The following is a 16748-nucleotide window of genomic DNA, read 5'->3' as shown; positions in this document are numbered from 1 at the left end:
GATGGACGGAAAGATGTTCGCCCGGCTCGGCGCTGTCGTGTTCGTCGCAGTCGCCATCACGGCGACCGCGATCGAACTGACCCGGAAGGAAGAGGCGTCGGCTTCCCCGTCCGCGCGCCCGACCGAGAGCGCCTCGGTCGATCCGCTTCGGGATGAGCTGATCCGTTGCCAGTTCCTCGGCGAGGCGGGCACGCGCGACACGGCATGTCTGCGCGCCTGGGCCCGAAACCGCGAGCGCTTCCTTGCCCCCGGCGCACGGCCCGCCGAGCGCTTGCCCGAGTCCCCGCAGTCGCCCCGGCCGACCGCGAGTTCAGCCACCACCGCGCCAGCCGAAGACGATCCTATCCGCAAGGAAACAGCGCCCGTGATGGCGCCCAAACCCGGCGAGGCCCGATAACATCATGGGCGGCACCGGCGTCATCGACCATTTCCTCGAGGTCTTCACTCGTTACATCGACAGCGGCTTTGGCCTGCTGAGCGGCGAGGTCGCCTTCATCGCCACCACGCTGATCGTCATCGACGTGACGCTCGCCGCCCTGTTCTGGAGCTGGGGCGCCGATGACGACATTCTCGCGCGGCTGGTCAAGAAGACCCTGTTCGTCGGTGTCTTCGCGTACCTGATCGGCAACTGGAACAACCTCGCCAGGATCATCTTCGAGAGCTTCGCCGGCCTCGGCCTGAAGGCATCCGGCACCGGCTTCACCACTGCCGATCTCCTGCGGCCCGGCAAGGTGGCGCAGACCGGGCTCGACGCCGGGCGGCCGCTGCTGGAGTCGATCTCCAGCCTGATGGGCTACTGGTCGTTCTTCGAGAACTTCATCCAGATCGCCTGCATGTTCCTTGCCTGGGCGTTGGTGCTGCTCGCCTTCTTCATCCTCGCGATCCAGCTCTTCGTGACGCTGATCGAGTTCAAGCTGACGACTCTGGCCGGCTTCGTGCTCATCCCGTTCGGCCTGTTCGGCAAATCCGCATTCATGGCCGAGCGCGTGCTCGGCAACGTCATCTCGTCGGGCATCAAGGTGCTGGTGCTGGCGGTGATCATCGGCATCGGGTCGACGCTGTTCTCCGAATTCACAGCCGGCTTTGGCGGCGCAACGCCGACCATCGACGAGGCGATGGCGATCGTGTTGGCCGCGCTCACTTTGCTCGGCCTCGGCATCTTCGGTCCGGGTATCGCCAACGGTCTCGTCTCCGGCGGCCCGCAGCTCGGCGCGGGAGCCGCCATCGGGACCGGCTTGGCGGCCGGCGGCATGGTCGCGGCAGGCGCAGCGACTGTCGGCGCCGTCGCGTCCGGCGGCGCTGCCCTGGCTGGAGGAGCCGCTGCTGCCGCTCGTGGCGGCGCCGCGATGGCGGGCGGAGCCTCGACCGCCTACAGCCTCGCTTCCGCTGGTCAGTCCGGCGCATCCGGTGTTGCGTCCGGTGTCGGCGGCGTCGCGAGCGCCGGAGCCGGCGCCGCCACGTCGCCGCTTCGCCGGGCCGCGTCCCGCGCCAGCGAGAGCATGCGCTCCAGCTTCTCGGAAGGCGCCAAGTCGGCCTTCGAAGCGACGGGCGGATCCTCGACCATAGGCACCATCGGCGGCGACGCCAGCGAAGCCGCGTCGTCTTCGTCGGCCGCCGCGAGCGGGGCGCCCGCATGGGCCAAGCGCATGAAGCGCTCCCAGAGCATGACCCATGGCGTCCAGGCCGCGGCCCACGCCGTCCGCTCCGGCGACGCCCATGGCGGCGGCTCTTCCGTCAACCTCTCCGAAAGTGACCGCTGATGTTCAAACGACCTTCCACCCACTACGGCAAGACGCCTCAGCCCGACACGCCTTACCAGAAGGCCGCCCAGGTCTGGGACGACCGCATCGGCTCAGCCCGCGTGCAGGCGAAGAACTGGCGCTTCATGGCCTTCGGCTCGCTGCTTCTCGCCGGCGGGTTCGCGGCGGCGCTGGTCTGGCAATCGGCGCGTGGAACAATCGTTCCCTGGGTGGTGCAGGTCGACCGGCTCGGCCAGTCGCAGGCGGTAGCGCCCGCGGTCGCGGACTATCGCCCGACCGATCCCCAGATCGCCTGGCATCTGGCCCGCTTCACCGAGCAGGTCCGCTCGATCCCGGCCGACCCGATCATCGTGCGGCAGAACTGGCTCCGTGCCTACGACTTCACAACGGATCGTGGCGCGCTGGCGCTCAACGATTATGCGCGATCCAACGATCCTTTCACCAAGGTCGGTAAACAGCAGATCGCCGTCGATGTCTCCAGCGTCATCCGGGCGTCGCCCGACAGTTTCCGTGTCGCCTGGACGGAGCGGCGATATCAGGACGGCTCGCTCGCAGAAACCTCGCGCTGGACCGCGATCCTCACTGTCGTCGTGCAGCCGCCGCGCGACGCCGAACGCCTGCGGAAGAACCCGCTCGGCATCTTCGTCAACGCCATCAACTGGTCACGGGAGCTTGGGCAATGAAGCCGTCTTTCCGTAAAGCCGGAAATCCGGCCTTACTCTCAACCGCGTATCCGACATTCCGCAAATCCGCGTTGCCGCTTGTCCTGCTCGCGGCGACAGTGCTCGCCGGCTGCGTAACAACGCAAAAGCCACCGGAAATCTCCTACGACGACGCGGCGCCCGCTATGATCGCGGTCGATCCTCCGGCGCCCGTCACCATTGTCGAACTGCCGCGCCCGCTCCCGCTGCCGGGTCAAATGAAGCCGGTAGAGGAATCGCGCCGGACGCCGGAGCCCACAGATCCGGCGACCCGCGTAAACCAGGCCAATGCGGCAGCACGAATTCAGCCGGTGCGCGACGGCTTCATCAATGCCATGCAGGTCTATCCCTTCACGGGCGGCGCGCTCTATCAGGTCTATACGGCCGTCGGTCAGATCACCGACATTGCGCTGCAGCCCGGCGAGCAGCTCGTCGGCTCCGGCCCGGTCGCCGCCGGCGACACGGTGCGCTGGATCATCGGCGACACCCAGAGCGGTGCGGGCGCGACACTGCAAGTCCACATCCTGGTTAAGCCATCGCGCCCGGACCTGATGACCAACCTCCTCATCAACACCAACCTGCGCACCTACCATATGGAGCTGCGCTCGACCGAGCGGACCTACATGGCGTCTGTCTCCTGGCAGTATCCGCAGGACCAGTTGATCGCGCTGCGCCAGCAGAACGCAGAGGCCCAGGCCACACGGCCCGTCGCCACCGGCGTCGATCTCGCCAACATCAACTTCCGCTATACGATCGAAGGCGACCGAGCGCCGTGGCGACCGCTGCGCGCCTATGACGACGGCCGGCAGGTCTTCATCGAATTCCCGCGCGGCATCGCACAAGGGGAAATGCCGCCGCTCTTCGTCGTCGGGCCGGAGGGCAACACCTCCGAACTGGTGAACTACCGGGTGCGCGGCAACTACATGATCGTCGATCGGCTGTTCGCGGCCGCCGAGCTGCGCTTCGGCAATGGTGATTCACAGCGACGCGTCCGGATCGTGCGCACCGACGGGAGACCGGCGTCGTGAGCGACAATGAGGCCCCGAAAGAGGAAGTGGATGCGCCGCTCCTAGGATCGGCCGTCGAGGCGGCCGATCCCATGCGACTACGTGCTGACGCGCCACGCGTCACCCGGCTGTCGCGCAAGGTTCTGGCGGGGATCGGTCTTGCGGCCAGCGTCGGCCTCGGCGGCGCGCTGATCTATGCGCTCCAGACCCGTGACGGCGGCGGGCCCACGGACGAGCTCTACTCCACGGAGAACCGCTCCACGGCCGACGGCCTGGCCGGCTTGCCGCGCGACTATAGCGGCGTGCCTCGGCTGGGACCGCCGCTCCCGGGCGACCTCGGCCGGCCGATTCTCGATGCGCAGAACCGCGGCCAGCCGGTGCCGGCGCCCGGCATAGCGACGCCAAATCCGGGCCTCAGTGCCGAGGAACAGCGGCGGCTTCAGGAGATCGAGACGGCCCGAACGAGCCGCCTGTTTTCCGGAACGGAGAACCGCACCGCGCCCGCGGCAGGCGCCGGTTCGGTAGCTGTAGCGCCCCCGCCAACGCCTGATCTCACCAGCCTTGGGCTCGCGCCGCAGCCGGCGACGCCCACGGCGCAGGATCGTCAGCTCGCCTTCCTCAACGCCGCCGTCGATCGTCGGACCGTTTCGCCGGATCGCGTGGCTGCGCCCGCTTCGCCCAACATCCTGCAGGCGGGAGCCGTCATCTCGGCCGCGCTGATCACGGGCATTCGATCCGATCTGCCCGGCCAGATCACCGCGCAGGTAACAGAGAACGTCTATGACAGCCCGACCGGCCGCATCCTGCTCGTGCCTCAAGGCACGCGCCTGATCGGTCAGTACGACAACGGCGTCGGCTTCGGGCAGCGCCGCGTGCTCCTGGTCTGGAACCGGCTGATCCTGCCGAATGGCCGCTCCATCGTGCTCGAGCGCCAGCCTGGCGCCGACACCGAGGGCTATGCCGGCCTGGAGGACGGTGTTGACTATCACTGGTGGGATCTCGCCAAGGCTGCCGCGCTCTCGACGCTGCTCGGCGTCGGCGCGGAACTGGCAACCGACGACAACGACCGTCTCGTGCAGGCCATCCGTGACGGCGGCCAGTCCACCATCAACGACGCTGGCCAACAGATCGTCCGCCGCCAGCTCAACATCGCCCCGACGCTCACCATCAGGCCCGGCTTTCCGGTGCGCGTGATCGTCACTCGCGATCTTGTCCTCGAACCCTATGGAGGATGATCCATGACGAAGTTGAAACTTGGGGCTATTGCCAACGACAAGCCGGTCAAGGTCGCGGTCGAACTGCCGGCGGCGGTCCACCGCGAGCTTGTCGCCTATGCGGAGGTGCTTGCGCGCGAGACAGGGCGGCCGGTCGGCGATCCCGTCAAGTTGATCTCACCCATGGTCGAGCGCTTCATGGCGACGGATCGAGGTTTTGCGAAAGCGCGGCGTGATCCTCAAAATAGTCGCCAGCCGACACCGACGCCTGGACAGGCGAAAGACTAGTTGCTGATCTCACCATCAGGGTGGGCCTGCCACGCTGGACATAATCCTTGCAAGGCTCAACAGCCGCCGAAGGGCTGGATTATCGTTCTGCGGCGACCAGATCGCGCAGAACGGCAGGATTTCGCCGGCCAGCGGCCGGTAGACCACACCTGGAAAGCGCGCGGCCGTGGTCGCCTCGCTGGTCAGGGTGAGACCCCGGCCTATGGCGACCAAGTGCATCAAATTATCCCTGCCGACACCCTGACGCTCGACGCTCGGATGATGGCCCAACTCGGCGAGATGCTTGACCAGATAGTCGTGAATCTCGGGTCCGGGGTCGGCCTCACTGACGATGAAGTGCCGCTCCCGAAGATCGGCCCAGGAAATTTCATCCTTTAGCGTCAGTTCGTGATTGCTCGGCAACGCCACGTAGACCCGCTCATTCCACAGGTGGATCCTATCGCATTCGTCCGCGGTCGGCTCGCCGGTCACGAACGCGACGTCCGTCTGGTGCCGTTGGATCGCAGCGATGTGTTCGCTCGGGCCGCCCTCGACGAGATCGGGGCGGACGCCGGGATTTCGGGCGCCATACGCGCGAAGCAGTTCAGTGAGAAAACCGGAAGCGAGGGACGAGAATATCCCGATGCGCACGATGCCCGATTCGCCCCGCCCCACCGCTCCCGCATCCTTAGTGGCATAGCCGATCTGGTTGATTGCCTTGCGGGCGCGGGCCAGAAACTTCTGGCCCGCATGAGTGAGCGTCACACCGCCATGATGGCGGATGAACAGCGTGGCTCCGATTTCGTCCTCGAGATCACGGATGCGGCGGCTGATAGCGGATTCTTGAACGTCTAACGCGCGCGCCGCCGCGCGAAAACTGCCGGCTTCGGCTGCCTTCAGGACGTAGCGGAGGTGGCGCAATTCGATCGTCAACCGACGCAGCCTCCCCAACCCTCGTGTGCCTGGCCTGCACCGGTGGGCCTGAGATGGCGCACGACATCGCCGTCGGGAGCGAGTACGCAGACCTTGAGAACGGCGATGAAGCGGATGCGCCGCCGCCACCACGAGCCGAGCGAGACTTCGGCCACCGCATGGGACTCGATGCCGCGCACCATGCGATCGGCCGCGACGAGGATGACGCAGTGCTTGGCGGGCGAATAGTCGTTGAGGGCGAAGAGAAGGAGATCACCGGGCTGCGTGTCGGCGACTTCGACGAGCGTCATGTGGCGGCCGGCCGCTTTGGCGAGGGTTTCGCGGTCGCGTGCTTCCGCCCAATCGCGCGAATAGGGCGGCGGCAATTCAGGTTCATTGCCATGGATCGTGCGCCACTCTGGATGAAATTGAGAACGATGTTTTCGCTGAGCGCTATGATTGCGTAAGCTGGCGTTGGAAATGATGACCCAACTCGCGATCGCGCCCGCCAACGCACCGCGACGCGTGTCAGTAACGTTGCTCACGTCGTAGCCGGAGTGCGGGATCGGGCTGCCTTCATCACGACAGCCATGAGGAGAGCGGCGGCGGCGGCGGCGGCGCCCGCATAGCCGACGGCTCCGACACCGTAATGGTCCACGATTCTGCCGCCGACGAATGCGCCGAGCGCGATGCCGAGATTGCAGACCGAAATGGTCAGCGACATGGCGAAGGCGGGCGCCTGCCGTCCGGCGGCCATCGCGCTGACCTGGCTGACGACGAACGCCGCCATATGCGCGGCGCCCCATAGGCCGATCAACAGGACGAGCAGCGTCAGGTTGCCGCCGGCGAAGCCTATTGTCGACATCGCGAGAACGAGGACGCAAGCGACCCAGGCCGTCGCCACGAGGGGATCGCGATCGACGAGGCGCCCGGCAAGCCAATTGCCGAACACGCCGGCCAGACCAAAGCCCATCAACATCCAGCCGGTGATCGCTCCTTCGAGTCCGAAGCGCGCGGCGAGGAACGGCACGATATAGCTGTATCCGGCGAACATCGCCGTGAACAGCATCCCGGACAGCAGCAGATGAGCCAGGAACGCCGGCCGCCACATGAGCGAGGCTTCGGCGCGCAGGGAGGGCGGCTTCGCGGATCCCAGGCGCGGAAATTGGATGGCGAGCAGGGCGGCCGAAATGAAGCCGAGCGCTGCAAGGGCGGCAAAGCTCGCGGGCCATCCCGCTTTATCCGCCAGCATCGCGCCGGCTGGAATTCCCAGTACGGTGGCGCCGACCACGCCGAGATTGGCGAGCGACGTCGCCCTGCCCTCGCGTCCGCTACCCGCCAGGCGCGCGGCGGTTACGATGGCGACGCTGGCAAAGACGGGCAAGGCGCAGCCCTGCACCAGCCGCACGGCGACCAGAACGGAATAGTGAGGAACCAGAGCGGCCGCAAGATTGCCGGCGGCAAACACGATCGCCGTCGCGACGAGCACAGGGCGCGGCTCGCACCGGCCGGCCAGCATGGTCAGCGGCGGGCCGAGCAGGGCGGCAGCCAGCGCGAACCAACTGACGAACCATCCCGCCTCGGCGAGCGACAGATTGAGATCGCTCGCCATGGCGGGCAGCAGACCGACGACGACGAATTCCGTCGTCACCACCACGAAAATCGCGCCGGCGAGCAAACTGACGGCGAGCGCGAAGGACGGCGCCGGCTGCGCGGCCCGCGACCGCATTCCGGTCGATCCGACGCTCATGCGTTGGCGCCGCCGTCGATGGTGAAACCGGCGCCGGTCACGAAACGGCTTTCCTCGCTCGCAAGCCACGCGACCAGCCCGGCGATGTCACCGGGTTTGCCGTAGCGTGGGATGGCCATCCGGCTGCGCTGTGCATCGGCATAGGCGCCATCGGCAGGATTCATGTCCGTGTCGGTCGAGCCGGGATGCACGATGTTGACGGTGATGCCGCGCGATCCAAGGTCGCGCGCCATGCCCTTGGTGAGCCCGATGAGCGCGGCCTTGCTCAGGCTGTAGATGCTCTGGCCCGGCCCCGGCACGCGTTCGGCCAGATTGCTGCCGATGGAAATGATGCGCCCACCCTCGCCCATTTGCGACGCGGCCGCCTGCGAGGCGACGAACACAGCGCGCACATTGACGGCGAGCGTTCGATCGAGATCGTCCAGCGTCAGCGCGTCGAGCGGTTTGGCGATGTAGATGCCGGCATTGTTGACCAGAATATCGAGTCGGCCGAAGGCGCTGACTGTTTTTTCCACGGCGGCGCGGACGGCGTCCGCATCGCCGTTGTCCGCTGCGATCGCCAGTCCCCGGCGACCAGCGCGCTCGATCTCGGCGACCGTGTTGCGGCCTTTGTCGGCCGCGCTCGTATAGGTCAGGGCCACATCGGCGCCCCCGCGCGCAAGACGCTCGGCGATCGCCGCGCCCATTCCACGGCTACCGCCCGTTACCAGCGCGACCTTACCCTTCAATTCAGACATGTTTGCCGTCCTTTATGTATCGATTGATACAGAAGTAGATGTCGCACTTGCCGAAAGCCGTCAAGAGATTTATTTATCAGTCGATACAGAAAGGAAGTCGCATGGCCGAACGTGGTCGCCCACGCAGTTTCGACCGGGCCGCCGCCTTGCAGCGGGCGATGGAGCTGTTTTGGGCCAAGGGGTTTGACGGCGCCACGCTCTCGGAGTTGACGGCCGCCATGGGCATCAATTCGCCGAGCCTGTACGCCGCTTTCGGCAGCAAGGAGGCTTTGTTCCGCGAGGCGGTGGCGCTTTACGGCGCGACCGAAGGCGGGCGGATTTGGTCCGGCTTGACCGACGCGCCGACCGCGCGCGAAGCGATTGCGGGCATGCTGCGTGCGAGCGCCGAGGATTTTTCCAGGCCCGGCAAGCCGCGCGGCTGTCTTATTGTGCTCGGGGCGCTGCATGCCGATCAAGCGAACGCGGCGGTCTGCCGCGACTTGGCCGATCAGCGCGCGGAAAATGTCGAGTTGCTGCGCCAGCGGCTCGAGCGCGGCGTTGCCGAGGGGGAATTGCCGTCGGGGCTGGATCTGCGGGCTATCGCCACATTTTACGCCACCGTCCAGCATGGCATGTCGATCCAGGCCCGCGATGGCGCCTCGCCGGAAGCGCTCCTCGCCGTCGCCGATTGCGCCATGGTCGCCTGGGACGGCCTCGTCTCCTATCCTCGCGACGGAAGGACGGAGTGATGGAAGACTCGGAATACCCAGCGCGCTCACGTCCTGAGCTCATGGCCAGGCACTCGAAGCGGCTCCCGACGTCCGCTTCGGAATCGTAAAATCCGCGTGCTGGTCTGATCGAAATCCAGGGCAGGCGGTTCATTGGTAGTTGGAATATTGGACACAAAAGCTGACTGAGGGCCGCGACATTGACGTTCTGTCTCCAGGAAACTGGCCTCCCCCCTACGCGAAATGATGGGGAGACAGCCCGCATTGTTCCGACATTCAAGTTCGATTGATCGACACGCCGCCATCGACGAGCAGTGCCGCGCCGGTGGTGAAACTCGATGCGTCGGAGGCGAGGTGGAGTACCGATCGCGCGATCTCCTCGGGCGAGGCGATCCGCTTCAGCGCGTGTAGGCCCTCAACAAAGGAGCGGGTTCCAGGCGCGGCGCCGGGTTGATTGGCGGCGAACATCGGCGTGTCCGTGCCGCCGGGCAGGATGGCGTTCGCCCGAACTCCCCTGGCGCCGAATTCCACGGCGAGAACCTGCATCAAGCCCACCAGGCCTGCCTTGCTAGCCGCATATGCCCCCATGCCCGGAAAGCCGACCGTGTGGCCGACAAAACTCGATGTGAAGATGATCGACCCGCCACCGCGCTCGACCATCGCGGGAACCTGGTATTTGGCGCCAAGAAAGGCACTGGTCAGGTTGGTGTCGAGCGTGTCGCGCCATCCAGCGAGGGACACTTCCGGAACCGGGCCCATCGCGCCGTTCGATCCCGCGTTGTTGAAGGCGACATCAAGCCCGCCGAACCGGTCGACGGCGGTGTCGACCAGCTTTTTCGCCAGCGCCTCGTCTTTCACGTCGCCGGCGACCGAGACGGCCTCGCCGCCGGCTTGTTCGATCTCCGCAAGCAACCGGTCCAGTTCCGACTGGCGGCGGGCCGTAACGACCAGCCGGGCGCCTTCTCGCGCGAACAGCAGCGCGGTGGCGCGGCCAATCCCCGAACTTGCTCCGGTAACGATGGCGATCTTGTCGGCAAGTGCATTCATCTCGGGGCTTCCTTGCGGTTGAAGAATTTGCGTAAAATACCGATCCGGATCGCGAGAACACTCCGTTTGTTGCTTTCGATTCCGTCATCGCTGCGAAAAAGCGGGGCGCGACGATGCAGGCGCGCCGCTGCTGTGCCGATCGACAACGAGGACGACCCCAATGTCGCGGTATCTATTTCGATTTGAACGCAAGGGCCGGAGTGCCGCCCATACGGCGACAGGCCATCGTGGCGGCGTATAAAAGCACTTGGAAGGGAGCGATGATGAGCACGCTCATTGCGGAGAGATCCGGGGAGATGCCGACTGCAACCGAGCAGGATCCGCGCTGGGACCGTGTTGTCTCGCGCGACCGCGCCGCGGACGAGTCGTTCTGGTATTCGGTGGCGACGACGGGCGTCTATTGCCGTCCGTCCTGTCCGTCACGCTCGGCGAACCCGAAAAATGTGCGCTTCCACGAAAGCATTGCAGACGCTCAAGCGGCCGGTTTTCGGCCCTGCAAGCGGTGCAAGCCGGAGCAGCCGTCGCCCGGCATCCACAATGCCGAGACGGTCGCGCGGATTTGCCGGCTGATCGAGCGCTCCGAAGACATCCCACCCCTTGCCGAACTGGCCCGGGCGGCAGGCTTGAGCACCTACTATTTCCACCGCATTTTCAAGGCCGCCACGGGCGTGACGCCCCGCGACTACGCCGCGGCGCATCGAGCGGCCAGGGTTCGCGACGGGCTCGGCCGGAGCAGCACGGTGACCGAAGCGATCTACGATGCGGGGTTCAACTCCAACGGCCGCTTTTACGAGAAGTCGGGCGAGTTGCTCGGCATGACTCCCACCGAATATCGCGCCGGCGGCACCAATGCGGAGATCAGGTTTGCGGTCGGCGAATGCTCGCTGGGCGCAATCCTGGTGGCGCGTAGCGCAAAGGGCGTCTGCGCAATCCTGCTCGGCGACGAGCCTGAGGCCCTAGTCCGCGACCTGCAGGACCGCTTCCCGCGCGCCCGGCTGATCGGCGCCGACGCCGCATTCGAGGAACTGGTAGCGAAGGTCGTCGGCTTCGTGGAGGCGCCGGGTCTGGGACTCGACCTGCCGCTCGATGTGCGTGGCACCGCGTTCCAACAACGCGTTTGGGCTGCGTTGCGTGAGATTCCGGCCGGCACCACCGCCACCTACACCGACATCGCCAGGAAGATCGGTGCGCCCAAATCGGTACGCGCGGTTGCCGGCGCCTGTGCCGCCAATGCGCTGGCGGTCGCCATTCCCTGTCACCGTGTGGTCCGTCACGATGGAGCCTTGTCCGGCTATCGCTGGGGCGTCGAGCGCAAGCGCAAGCTGATCGACCGCGAGACAGTGGCATGAGAGCTGCGGAAGCCCGTGACGTGGATAGCGACCTGGAAGCGATCAATTGGTCGACCGTATCAACGGACCTCGATGCGCAGGGTTGGGCTAGGTTGCCGAAGCTGCTCACGCCGGCCGAGTGCGACGCAACGGCGGGACTTTACCCGGAGGATGCACGCTTTCGCAGCCACATCGTCATGGCTCGCCACGGTTTCGGGCGCGGCGAATATAAATATTTCGCCTACCCGCTGCCGTCCCTGATCGAAGGCTTGCGAACCGCGCTCTATGCGCATCTCGCACCCATCGCCAATCGTTGGCACGACTCGATGGGAATAGACGTCCGCTTTCCAGCCGACCACGCCGCATTCATAGAGCGCTGCCACCGCGCCGGACAGACCCGGCCGACGCCCCTGCTGCTCCAGTACGGCAGCGACGACTACAACTGCCTGCACCAGGATCTCTACGGGGAGCACGTCTTCCCGCTTCAGGTGGCAACCCTGCTCAGCGAGCCGGGCGAGGATTTCGAGGGCGGCGAGTTCGTACTGACCGAACAGCGCCCGCGCATGCAGTCGCGCGTTGCGGTGGTTCCGTTAACGAAGGGTGACGCGGTCGTTTTCGCGGTTAACAGCCGCCCCGTGCAGGGCGCCCGAGGGTCCTATCGCGTCAACCTCCGCCACGGCGTCAGCAAGCTGCGCTCGGGGAATCGCCATACCTTAGGGATCATCTTTCACGATGCAGCCTGATTCTGCGATCCTGCCACTCGGCCTATTAGATGAAGGCCCGCGAAGACGTGACCGCTCAACTTCGTCGTAGACCTTGGCGCTCCTATGCGACACCCTGCATTCGCATTACGAAACCGAGGTTTGCAAAGACCTTGGCCTAAGCAAGAGGTTCTTCGCGCGCACCTATGCCGCACCCTTTGCGAATGGCGCACCCGACAGGATTCGAACCCGTGACCTCTGCCTTTGGAGATTGAGTGGTGCGGGTGGCCGGGGTCGAACCGGCACTCCTCTCGGAACTGGATTTTGAAGGGAGTCGTGTTTACAAAAACCCGCGCCGCTGCTGAAGTCCGGGGCTTCAGAAAATCCCGCTTTCTGTGATTCACGCACCTGTGCGGCACCTGGTTTACGGAGAACGTCACCGTCCGATATGCACGCCACAGCCCGCTAATTCCCGATTGATCGACGTGAAGGCTTCCACCTTTCAGGATCTATTGTTTTCTATCTCCTCACCCGCCCATCAAGAGGAGATGCAACATGAACGCTGCGGCGAATACACCCATCAGAAGAACGATCCGGCGGCAACAGCTTCGCGAGATTGTCCCGCTGGCTGACAGCACGATCTACGAAATGGAGCAGCGGGGGGAATTCCCCCGGCGCTTCGCCTTGACCCCGAGATGCGTAGTTTGGGATCTGGACGAGGTTCAGGCATGGCTCGCGGCCCGTCGCTCAAAACCAATTCTCCGTGCGCCCGGCCCCGACGTGAAACAACGCCGAACCCGTCCGGTCAAAGCGCCGGATCGGGCTGCAAGATCGGCATCGACGGCGGGATGAGCGTTGGCACGTACTTCCTGCCATCGACCCAGGCGCCCAAGATATCCGACCACTCTTGCATCATGTGTCGACGCTGCACCTCATATTCGGCTTTGTTATAAACGCCACGGGACGAGCGCCCGTCCTCATGCGCCAGGCACTTTTCGATCCAGTCGCTGTTGAAGCCGAGTTCGTTCAGCAGAGTCGAACCTGTCCGCCGCATGTCGTGAACCGTAAACGGCTCCAGGGGCAAACCTTCCGCCTTCGCGCGCTCAACGACTGCGTAGGTAACCCGATTGAAGGTGGCGCGCGACATAGGAGCATCGGCGTCGTACCGCGACGGCAGAAGGTATCTTGAATTTCCTGCACAGGTCTTCAGGGCGATCATGATGTCGAGCACCTGACGCGACAGGTAGACGTTGTGCGCCTTCGCGCGTTTCATCCGCTCCTTCGGGATCGTCCAGACCGCATTCTCGAAGTCGACTTCGTCCCACACTGCGTCCTGCAGCTCGCTCTTGCGCACCATCGTGAGCAGATAGAGCCGCATTCCCAGACGGATCGTGGGAAGCGTGGCGATGTGCTCGAGCTGCTTCAGCATCACCCGAATTTCGGAAGGCGAAAGCGAGCGGTCCTTCGGCACGAAGGTGGCGATCGATGCCGGCCCTACTTCATCGGCCGGGTTGGCGACCTTTTCACCGTGCAGGATCGCAAATCCGTAGATCTGCTTCAGGATATCTCGCACATGGATAGCCGTCGCTGGGGCACCGCGTTCAACGATTTTGCCACAGTGGGTTCTGAGATCGTCGGGCGTGATTTCCGTGAGGAGGCGATTGCGCCAGACCGGCAGAAGCTCTCGCTCGAAGATGGAACGCCGCATGGCGCGCGTGCTGTCGGCCATCGGCGCGGCGGTGAGCCACTTCTCCCCGAACTCGCCAAAACTCTTCGCTTCTTTCAGGCGCCGCTTATCGCGCTGCTTCTCTATCGCCGGCGACCGTCCTTCGCCAATGGCGCGCCTCGCGTCGATGCACTTCTCTCGGGCCCGGGCAAGCGAGATTCCGTCGCGTCCGTACCTGCCCAGATAGACGGTCTCCCGACGGCCGTTGAGCCTGTAGTCCAGGCGAAACGAGATCGCGCCACTGGGCATGACGCGCACATACATGCCGTCACGGTCCGCAATCTTGTAGATTTTCTCTTTTGGTTTCAATGCCTTGATGGCGACGTCCGTCAGCATCCTTACTGCCTCCTGAAAAGTACCGTCAGCACAATTTCGAGGGTTCGTGGCAGGTAATTACCTTTATCTTCAACGACTTAACGAAAAATAAGTACCGTCACGAGCCTCATTGACCGTGACGGTACTTTGAAAAATTCGCCCAAGCAATATACCGGAGGTCCGTCAGGCAGGCCGCCAGAGCCAAACTCTGCGTGCCGATAGCTGCTGACTGTCTTAGATGGAATTTATTTTGTTTTCAATGGCTTGTGTCGTATCCTAGCGTAGTTCCGGATACGTCCGGATGGGCCAAAATCATTCCCACTCGATGGTGCCGGGCGGCTTCGAGGTCACGTCGTAGACGACCCGGTTGATGCCGCGCACCTCGTTGATGATGCGGGTCGCGGCGTTGCCGAGGAATTCCATGTCGAATGGGTAGAAGTCGGCGGTCATGCCGTCGACGGAGGTCACCGCCCTGAGCGCGCAGACGAATTCGTAGGTGCGCCCGTCGCCCATGACACCGACGGTCTGCACCGGCAGGAGCACCGCGAAGGCCTGCCAGATCGCGTCGTAGAGCCCGGCCTTGCGGATTTCGTCGAGATAGATCGCGTCCGCCTGGCGGAGGATTTCGAGCTTGTCGCGGGTGATTCCGCCCGGACAGCGGATGGCAAGGCCCGGCCCCGGAAACGGCTGCCGACCGACGAAACTTTCCGGCAGGCCGAGTTCGCGGCCGAGCACACGAACCTCGTCCTTGAACAATTCGCGCAACGGCTCGACAAGCTGCATGTTCATGCGCTCGGGCAGCCCGCCGACATTGTGGTGCGACTTGATCGTCACCGACGGCCCGCCGGTGAAGGACACCGACTCGATGACGTCGGGATAGAGCGTGCCCTGCGCCAGGAAATCGGCACCGCCGAGCTTCTTGGCTTCGGCCTCGAAGGTCTCGATGAACAGCCGGCCGATGGTCTTGCGCTTGACCTCCGGGTCCATCTCGCCTTCCAGCGCGTCGATGAACAGATCCTGTGCCTGCACATGGACGAGCGGGATATTGTAGTGGTCGCGGAACATCGCGACGACTTCCTCCGCCTCGTTCATCCGTAAAAGGCCATGATCGACGAAGATGCAGGTGAGCTGTTCGCCGACCGCCTCGTGGATCAGAACCGCCGCGACGGAGGAATCAACACCGCCCGAGAGCCCGCAGATCACCCGGCCCGTGCCGACCTTCTTGCGAATCTCGTCGATCGCCTGGTCCTTGAAGGCCGCCATCGTCCAGTCGCCGGCAAGCCCGGCAATACGGTGGACGAAATTCGACAAAAGCCGCGCTCCGTCGGGGGTGTGGACGACCTCGGGGTGGAACTGCACACCGTAGAACCGCCTTTTTTCGTCGGCGATCGCGGCAAACGGCGCACCCGGCGAATGGCCGATAACCTCGAAGCCTTCCGGAAGTTCGGTCACCCGGTCGCCATGGCTCATCCAGACCTGGTGGCGGGTGCCCTCGGCCCAAATGCCATCGAACAGCGGCGAAGCCTTGCGAACCTCGATGAAGGCGCGGCCGAACTCGCGATGCAAACCGCCTTCGATATTGCCACCGAGCTGGGAACACATGGTCTGCTGGCCATAACAGATGCCCAGAACCGGGATACCGGCCTCGAACAGCGCGGACGGCACATCGGGCGCGTTCGCCTCGGTGACCGAGGCGGGCGAGCCCGACAGGATGACGGCCTTCGGCTTCAGCCGCGCGAAACCCTCGGCGGCGGACTGGAAGGGGACGATCTCAGAATAGACCCCCGCCTCGCGGATACGCCGGGCGATCAGCTGGGTAACCTGGGAGCCGAAATCGATGATGAGGATTGTGTCGGGGTGCGCTGTCATGGCGAGGCTTTAGGCAAGCAAGCCACCAATGTCCAGCATGTGCCAGGTCGCCGCCGCAGCCATCGCTAGCCGGCTTCGCAATCTCCCCGCCGATGGCGCGGAACGTGCATCCGGCAACGCCGTTCACCGGCATCGGCAATCATGCCGCGCCACCGGAGTCGAAGATATGAGCGTCAAATCGCTGGACGATCTCTTTATCCATACGCTGAAAGACATCTATTACGCCGAGAAGCAGATCGTAAAATCGCTTCCGAAGATGTCGAAGAAAGCCACATCCGCGGAACTGAAGGCCGCCTTCGATGCCCATCTGGAGGAAACGAAGGACCATGTGACGCGCCTCGAAAGCGTTTTCGAGGGGTTGGGCAAAAAGGCCTCGGCGGAGAAATGCGACGCAATCGAGGGCATCCTCGAGGAGGCAAAAGGGCTCATGGACGAGGTCGAGGATAGCGAGACCCTCGACGCTGCGATGCTGGCGGCAGCGCAGGCGGTCGAGCATTATGAAATCGCTCGCTATGGCACCTTGATCGCCTGGGCCGAGACGCTCGGGCACAAGGACGCCGCCAAGACGCTGAAGGAAACCCTTGCGCAGGAAAAGGCGGCGGACGAGAAGCTGACCAAGATCGGCAGTGGAAAGGTCAACAAGAAGGCCGCGTAATCGCGAACCGCTCCGATGCACGAACGGGCCCCGCCCGCCAGCAGGGCCCGTT

18 protein-coding genes are annotated in these 16748 nt (G+C 64.5%); 11 read left to right on the top strand and 7 right to left on the bottom strand.

Features of this window, described 5'->3' with window-relative positions:
* Positions 1–13 precede the first annotated feature (13 nt).
* From trbK-alt to VSX60_RS08880, 6 genes are read left to right on the top strand one after another with little or no spacing between them, the layout of a single operon-like run.
* Positions 14–397, top strand: coding sequence for a putative entry exclusion protein TrbK-alt (gene trbK-alt / locus VSX60_RS08905; RefSeq protein WP_327623802.1), 384 nt, complete (start codon positions 14–16; stop codon positions 395–397).
* A 4-nt stretch (positions 398–401) separates the two neighbouring features.
* Positions 402–1760, top strand: a complete 1359-nt coding sequence (gene trbL / locus VSX60_RS08900; protein ID WP_327623801.1) for a P-type conjugative transfer protein TrbL — start codon at positions 402–404, stop codon at positions 1758–1760.
* Positions 1760–2443 (top strand): conjugal transfer protein TrbF, encoded by a 684-nt coding sequence (gene trbF / locus VSX60_RS08895; protein ID WP_327623800.1) that lies wholly within the window; start codon positions 1760–1762, stop codon positions 2441–2443. Before trbL ends, trbF begins: the two co-directional genes overlap by 1 nt.
* On the top strand, positions 2440–3489 hold the full coding sequence (trbG, locus tag VSX60_RS08890) for a P-type conjugative transfer protein TrbG (RefSeq protein WP_327623799.1): 1050 nt from the start codon (positions 2440–2442) through the stop codon (positions 3487–3489). Before trbF ends, trbG begins: the two co-directional genes overlap by 4 nt.
* Complete coding sequence (locus VSX60_RS08885) at positions 3486–4703, top strand: TrbI/VirB10 family protein (RefSeq protein WP_327623798.1); 1218 nt, start codon at positions 3486–3488, stop codon at positions 4701–4703. Before trbG ends, VSX60_RS08885 begins: the two co-directional genes overlap by 4 nt.
* Positions 4704–4706: 3 nt before the next feature.
* Complete coding sequence (locus tag VSX60_RS08880) at positions 4707–4970, top strand: DUF2274 domain-containing protein (protein ID WP_327623797.1); 264 nt, start codon at positions 4707–4709, stop codon at positions 4968–4970.
* Positions 4971–4985: 15 nt separating this feature from the next.
* On the opposite strand, the gene VSX60_RS08875 is transcribed toward VSX60_RS08880, so the two are convergent.
* The 4 genes from VSX60_RS08875 to VSX60_RS08860 are packed head-to-tail and all read right to left on the bottom strand — an operon-like array spanning position 4986 to position 8348.
* Positions 4986–5882, bottom strand: a complete 897-nt coding sequence (locus tag VSX60_RS08875; protein ID WP_327623796.1) for a LysR family transcriptional regulator — start codon at positions 5880–5882, stop codon at positions 4986–4988.
* Complete coding sequence (locus VSX60_RS08870; RefSeq protein WP_327623795.1) at positions 5879–6373, bottom strand: hypothetical protein; 495 nt, start codon at positions 6371–6373, stop codon at positions 5879–5881. Before VSX60_RS08870 ends, VSX60_RS08875 begins: the two co-directional genes overlap by 4 nt.
* A 29-nt stretch (positions 6374–6402) precedes the next feature.
* On the bottom strand, positions 6403–7611 hold the full coding sequence (locus VSX60_RS08865) for an MFS transporter (protein WP_327623794.1): 1209 nt from the start codon (positions 7609–7611) through the stop codon (positions 6403–6405).
* A complete protein-coding gene (locus VSX60_RS08860; RefSeq protein ID WP_327623793.1) occupies positions 7608–8348 on the bottom strand; it encodes a 3-oxoacyl-ACP reductase family protein in 741 nt (246 codons plus the stop codon). Before VSX60_RS08860 ends, VSX60_RS08865 begins: the two co-directional genes overlap by 4 nt.
* Positions 8349–8449: 101 nt before the next feature.
* Between VSX60_RS08860 and VSX60_RS08855 the strand changes: the two genes are divergently transcribed.
* Positions 8450–9076 (top strand): TetR/AcrR family transcriptional regulator, encoded by a 627-nt coding sequence (locus VSX60_RS08855; RefSeq protein ID WP_327623792.1) that lies wholly within the window; start codon positions 8450–8452, stop codon positions 9074–9076.
* A gap of 255 nt (positions 9077–9331) precedes the next feature.
* Here the strand turns inward: VSX60_RS08855 and VSX60_RS08850 are convergent, their stop codons facing one another.
* Entirely contained in the window at positions 9332–10102 is a 771-nt protein-coding gene (locus VSX60_RS08850; protein WP_327623791.1) for an SDR family oxidoreductase, read from the bottom strand.
* 263 nt (positions 10103–10365) lie between these two features.
* Here VSX60_RS08850 and ada point away from each other — a divergent pair, with 263 nt between their 5' ends.
* The 3 genes from ada to VSX60_RS08835 all read left to right on the top strand — a co-directional run bounded on the left by ada (position 10366) and on the right by VSX60_RS08835 (position 12983).
* Positions 10366–11451 carry a bifunctional DNA-binding transcriptional regulator/O6-methylguanine-DNA methyltransferase Ada gene (gene ada, locus VSX60_RS08845; RefSeq protein ID WP_327623790.1) on the top strand — a complete coding sequence of 362 codons (1086 nt, stop codon included), beginning with the start codon at positions 10366–10368 and terminating at the stop codon, positions 11449–11451.
* A 20-nt stretch (positions 11452–11471) separates the two neighbouring features.
* Entirely contained in the window at positions 11472–12173 is a 702-nt protein-coding gene (locus tag VSX60_RS08840; RefSeq protein WP_442873074.1) for a 2OG-Fe(II) oxygenase, read from the top strand.
* A gap of 513 nt (positions 12174–12686) precedes the next feature.
* Positions 12687–12983 (top strand): helix-turn-helix transcriptional regulator, encoded by a 297-nt coding sequence (locus VSX60_RS08835; protein WP_327623788.1) that lies wholly within the window; start codon positions 12687–12689, stop codon positions 12981–12983.
* On the opposite strand, the gene VSX60_RS08830 is transcribed toward VSX60_RS08835, so the two are convergent.
* Positions 12937–14193 carry a tyrosine-type recombinase/integrase gene (locus VSX60_RS08830; RefSeq protein WP_327623787.1) on the bottom strand — a complete coding sequence of 419 codons (1257 nt, stop codon included), beginning with the start codon at positions 14191–14193 and terminating at the stop codon, positions 12937–12939. The two genes, VSX60_RS08835 and VSX60_RS08830, sit on opposite strands and share 47 nt — an antisense overlap.
* Positions 14194–14484: 291 nt before the next feature.
* Positions 14485–16041, bottom strand: a complete 1557-nt coding sequence (gene guaA, locus VSX60_RS08825; protein ID WP_327623786.1) for a glutamine-hydrolyzing GMP synthase — start codon at positions 16039–16041, stop codon at positions 14485–14487.
* 166 nt (positions 16042–16207) lie between these two features.
* Between guaA and VSX60_RS08820 the strand changes: the two genes are divergently transcribed.
* On the top strand, positions 16208–16696 hold the full coding sequence (locus tag VSX60_RS08820; protein ID WP_327623785.1) for a YciE/YciF ferroxidase family protein: 489 nt from the start codon (positions 16208–16210) through the stop codon (positions 16694–16696).
* Positions 16697–16748: the final 52 nt, after the last annotated feature.

This window comes from Aurantimonas sp. A3-2-R12, from assembly GCF_036016755.1.
GTDB classification, from domain to species: domain Bacteria; phylum Pseudomonadota; class Alphaproteobacteria; order Rhizobiales; family Rhizobiaceae; genus Aurantimonas; species Aurantimonas coralicida_A.
The sequence above is the reverse complement of the archived record's forward strand: the minus strand, read 5'-3'. Positions and strand labels throughout refer to the sequence as shown.